This window comes from Psittacicella hinzii (genome assembly GCF_003585885.1).
GTDB lineage: Bacteria > Pseudomonadota > Gammaproteobacteria > Enterobacterales > Psittacicellaceae > Psittacicella.
Genome location: NZ_NRHC01000053.1, coordinates 1 through 4,532, shown reverse-complemented (window position 1 = coordinate 4,532; position 4,532 = coordinate 1). Strand labels below are relative to the sequence as shown.

The following is a 4,532-nucleotide window of genomic DNA, read 5'->3' as shown; positions in this document are numbered from 1 at the left end:
TCAATGATTTTCGGGAATCCGTAATAAAAGTACCTATTTCTTTACTTTCTTTATTTAGGTTATTGCTATTGAGAACCTAAAATCATATTATAACTTTTTGCCACGTCTTAAACTAAAGATTTTTGATATAATAACTAACTGCAACTTATGGCTTATTAAAAGGAACTCTCTATGTCAGAAAATGCTCAAAAGGAAGAAAAGACTTTAGAAGAAAAACCTAAATCAAGTTTTTCTCTAGACGAAATTGCGAATTTTGCTGCACGAGCACCTATTAGCTCTGCTAGTATGTACTTAAGTGACTTAGATCCTGAAGAAGATGATGAAGATGATGAAGATTTTGCAGGAGAAAATCAAGAAAGCGCATTAGAGTTTTCTTCTCAAGATCAACATCTTTCTGTTCAAGCAGACTCAGAAGCTGAATTGCAAGGAGGCTTACAAGGCAACTCACAAGCAAATGGGCAAGCAGACTCGCAAGGAGCTCAACTTGAACAAGCATCCCCAAGACAAGTATCTTCTTCATTAAGCCAAAATGCTGAGCCAGAGATGGCTCAAGCAGGGAGCTCGGAATCATCTAACTTCGCTAACGCAGGTTTAGCAAATGCTGGTGCAAATTTAGCAAATGCTGATTTAGCAAATGCTGGAGTTGCAGGTGCTGATTTTGCCGAAGTTGATTTTGCTACTCAAGTGCCAGGATCATTGAGTGTTTCTGAAGAGGATGTTTTTAATCAAGTACCTTTAGAAGCGCAAGCTGATTTCTCGGCAATGCAAGGAAGTGACAGTCGTCGTGGTGAGGAGTTTGTTCCTGGTGCCATGGTGGGTGGAGCTTACTATGGTGGTGAAAATGGTTTAGAGATCCCAGTTGCTGAACAAGAGGTTGCAAGACCTTTTGATTATCAAGTTTATCGTCATTTTTATCAGCCTGATGTAGAGAATTCTCTTTCTCCTCCGATTAATTTTTCTCAAAATGAGGAAGAGTATCAAGCTAAACGTACTATCGTTTCTGCACGTGGTAACTTTGAAGAGAGTGAATATCCCCTAACTCGCTTTGAAGTAGAGTTGTACTACGATTATCCTGATTTAACACCAGATCCTGAAGATGAAAGCTTTTGTAAAAATAGCTTAGCATGGGCAAAACTCGTGCATCATCTCAAGTTTGACTGTTACTTTATGGATACCGAGACCACGGGTATGACTAAAGAAGCAGGTAAGCAACCATCAGAGGGTCATCGTATTATTACCCTTGGGATGGTACCTATGCTTAACGACCATTTAAACATCCAAGATGTTGCTTCAATGGTTGATGAAGTCTTTAACCCTGAAGGGGTAGAGATTGAATACGAAGCTTATAAAGTCCATGGCTTTAAAAACAAAGACTTAGTTGACGCTCCTGTTTTTAAAAGCTTTGCTGAGCGCTTTGTGCGTATGGTCATGGGTAAAGTGTTAATTATTCACAATGCGCCGTTCGACTTGTCTTTCCTGAATATGGAATTAAAACGTGCGGGTTACCCGTTCGAAGTTGAGGACATTTGTTTGGTAATTGACTCTTTAGTATTAGCGCGTAGTATTTACCATGGTCGTGCTTCTCTTGATGCCCTATCAGAACGTTTTGAAGTGAATATAGAGCGTGAGCTTCATGGTGCGTTACTTGACTCCATTATCTTGGCTGATGTTTACACTCGTATGCTTAACTCTTTACAAGAAGAGTGGTATATTGACCCTAACAAAGGCTTTCGTAGTCCAATAATTTGGAACTTCGAAGATAAAGACACGCCTCCTCTTGATCCAGAACTTGTTCGTCAAATTAACGCTTTAGAGGTTACTCTAAGTGAAGAAGAACTCGAACGTCATGAAAAGTTCTGCGCAGATTTTAACATCACGGACAGCTACAATTTAAAATCTAAAGCCAAAATGATCGAAATGCAAAAAGCTCTCGAGGCTGCCAAAGCAGCCGAAGAAGAGGAAAGCGATGAACTTGAGGACGTTGAGAGTTATCAACAAGAAACTCAAGAGCTTGAGGCACAAGCACAGTAAAACGAGATAGAAATGTTAATAGAAAAAAAAGCACAAGCAACGTTACCGACAGAGTACGGTATTTTTGAAATAATGGTATTTGAAGAACTAGCTAACGGTAAAGAGCACGTAGCTATGGTGATGGGTGAGGTAAATGGTAAAGAAAAGGTTCTTAGCCGTATCCACTCAGAATGTTTAACTGGAGATGTTTTCCATTCATTAAAATGTGACTGTGGTTTCCAATTAAATACAGCTATGCAAAGCATTGCTGCCGAAGGCTGTGGCGTGTTAATTTACCATCGTGCTGAAGGTCGTGGTATTGGTTTAACTAACAAAATCAAAGCTTACGCTTTACAAGATCAAGGACTTGATACTGTAGAAGCTAATGAAGCTTTAGGTTTTGCTCCAGATATGCGTGACTATAACGCATGTGCGGAGATCTACGCAATGCTAGGGGTTAAATCAGTTGAATTAATGACAAATAACCCTGACAAAATCGAGACAATGCGTAAAGATGGAATCAACATTGTTGCTCGTCGTCCTTTAGTAGTAGGTAAAAACAAGTACAACGAAGATTACTTACGTATCAAAACCGAAAAAATGGATCACATGTTTACTAGCGCTGATTTAAACAGCAGTAACATGCCGTTAAGCTTTGATAACGATTGTGGCAATGATCATCTAGACCACAATTGTAAGCAACATAAAAAATAACTTTAGAGATACAATTATGGCAAAAAAAGAAAAATTAATTACCTTAGGTAAATTTGGTTCGACTTATGGTTACAAAGGTTGGATTAGAGTGAACTCTTTTACCGAAGAACCAACAAATATTTTCTCTTATGCTAATTGGTTTGTAAATATCAATAATACTTTAACTCCAGTAAAAGTAGAAAGCTGGAAAGTTCATGCTAATCATCTAGTATGTAAATTAGATTGTTTAGACTCGCTTGAAGAAGCAAAAGCTTTTAACAATCTATTCGTTTATGTAAAAGGTGAAGATTTACCTGAACTTGACGGGGAATACTACTGGAAAGATCTAATGGGCTGTAAAGTATTTACACCTGCTGGATACGAACTAGGTACAGTAACACAAATTATGGAAACCGGAGCTAATGACGTTCTAGTATTACAAGCACCATTAACAGATGCTTATAATCGTAAAGATCGTATGGTGCCATTTATTGATAAGTACTTAGTTGAAGTTGATATCAACAACAAGAAAATCGTAATTGAATGGGATCCTGAATTCTAATTGCAAAAAGATTTCAGAGAATGATCAAAGAGATCCAGAGATCCAGAGATCAAGAGATCACCATTTGATTTTCTATTTTTCTATTTGCCAATTCAATTTGAATTAAACAATATCCTCTAAGTTCCGAACGAACTTAGAGGATAAAGAAAAGAGCTTAAGCTTCTAGGGTATTCTCCTAGAGACTTAAGCTCTTTTTCTTGTTACTCTTTTTACTGGTGTTATTAGCAGTCGTTTATGCTAAAAACTGTAGCTTGGCTTACTAACAGCAGTTTAATTTGTGTTACGAGTTGCTGTGTAAGCTGTGTTACGAATAGCAGTTTAAGTTGTGTCATTAATTGCTGTGTAAGCAGAGTTACCAACCGCAGTTTAAGTTGTGTTACTAATTGCAGTTTCAGCTACTAACTCCAGTTTATAGACATAATTTAAAAGGTTGTGATATTCTCACAACCTTTTAAAAAAGAAACGGACTTTATCTAAACTTGTTGATTGTAGATAAAGTAGTTTAGCAAATAGATTAAATATATATACCAATATGTACCAAGAGATAGTAAGGCTTATTGCGAGAAAAGTCTTCTTAAAAGAAAATAGGAAGAAAGTTCAGCGGAAGTTTCTCTCTTTCTTGTACTTTTCTGCAGTTGTACCTTAAACAAAACTAGTACAATTACTAACATCTAGCCCCTTAATAAAGCTCAGTAGCTTTATTTTAGGCTAGCTGGTTAGCTTAAATGTGCTTTATGTAATATAGACTTATTGTTTTTATTAATGGCTTTTTTTTAAAGCTTGCCATTTAAAAAAGCTTGGTTGTAAAGCGGTTTAATTAATGCTTATTAATTTATGTTTGGCTTTACGGTATTCTGTATTAGATTACTTCGTGAGTTAAGTCACCGTAGAAGTTATCGTTTGCGTATTTGTTTGCTTCAGCAACACCGAAGAATGAATCAACATTATCCCACTCTTTGTTGCTAGTGTGAGTAGCTAAAGAAGCGATTAAGTTAGCTGATGGAGCTGATAAATCAAAAGACATTACGTTTACAGTTTTCATAGTTTTTATTCCTTTCTGTTTGATAGGCTATCTCTTGGCAAATTTGTGTTGTCTGGATCATGTTTTGCTAATGCTTAGTAAGCAAGAGCAAAACAACCTACAACAGAAATAGATAGCTTAGAAGTTTAACAATAAATATAGTTTTTAAAATAATTTTTATTTTTTATTCTGTTTTTTATTTCTACTAGTTAGACCGAAATAAATTAAAAAAGTTTTAAAAAAATT

At 36.2% G+C, this 4,532-nt stretch carries 4 protein-coding genes; 3 read left to right on the top strand and 1 reads right to left on the bottom strand.

Features of this window, described 5'->3' with window-relative positions; translation table 11 throughout:
* The first annotated feature begins 171 nt into the window (after window positions 1-171).
* The 3 genes from CKF54_RS04650 to rimM are packed head-to-tail and all read left to right on the top strand — an operon-like array spanning window position 172 to window position 3,265.
* Window positions 172-2,031 carry an exonuclease domain-containing protein gene (locus CKF54_RS04650; RefSeq protein WP_119525207.1) on the top strand — a complete coding sequence of 620 codons (1,860 nt, stop codon included), beginning with the start codon at window positions 172-174 and terminating at the stop codon, window positions 2,029-2,031.
* Between the two features lie 12 nt (window positions 2,032-2,043).
* On the top strand, window positions 2,044-2,724 hold the full coding sequence (gene ribA, locus CKF54_RS04645; protein ID WP_119525206.1) for a GTP cyclohydrolase II: 681 nt from the start codon (window positions 2,044-2,046) through the stop codon (window positions 2,722-2,724).
* Between the two features lie 16 nt (window positions 2,725-2,740).
* Window positions 2,741-3,265, top strand: a complete 525-nt coding sequence (gene rimM, locus CKF54_RS04640) for a ribosome maturation factor RimM (protein WP_119525205.1) — start codon at window positions 2,741-2,743, stop codon at window positions 3,263-3,265.
* Between the two features lie 859 nt (window positions 3,266-4,124).
* Here rimM and CKF54_RS04635 read toward each other — a convergent pair.
* Complete coding sequence (locus tag CKF54_RS04635) at window positions 4,125-4,307, bottom strand: hypothetical protein (RefSeq protein ID WP_119525204.1); 183 nt, start codon at window positions 4,305-4,307, stop codon at window positions 4,125-4,127.
* Between the last annotated feature and the right edge of the window lie 225 nt (window positions 4,308-4,532).

Excerpts from the sequence above, each read along its gene's own strand:
- rimM (WP_119525205.1), top strand. The coding sequence starts at position 2,741 with ATGGCAAAAAAAGAAAAATTAATTACCTTAGGTAAATTTGGTTCGACT.
- ribA (WP_119525206.1), top strand. The coding sequence starts at position 2,044 with ATGTTAATAGAAAAAAAAGCACAAGCAACGTTACCGACAGAGTACGGT.
- CKF54_RS04650 (WP_119525207.1), top strand. The coding sequence starts at position 172 with ATGTCAGAAAATGCTCAAAAGGAAGAAAAGACTTTAGAAGAAAAACCT.
- CKF54_RS04635 (WP_119525204.1), bottom strand. The coding sequence starts at position 4,307 with ATGAAAACTGTAAACGTAATGTCTTTTGATTTATCAGCTCCATCAGCT.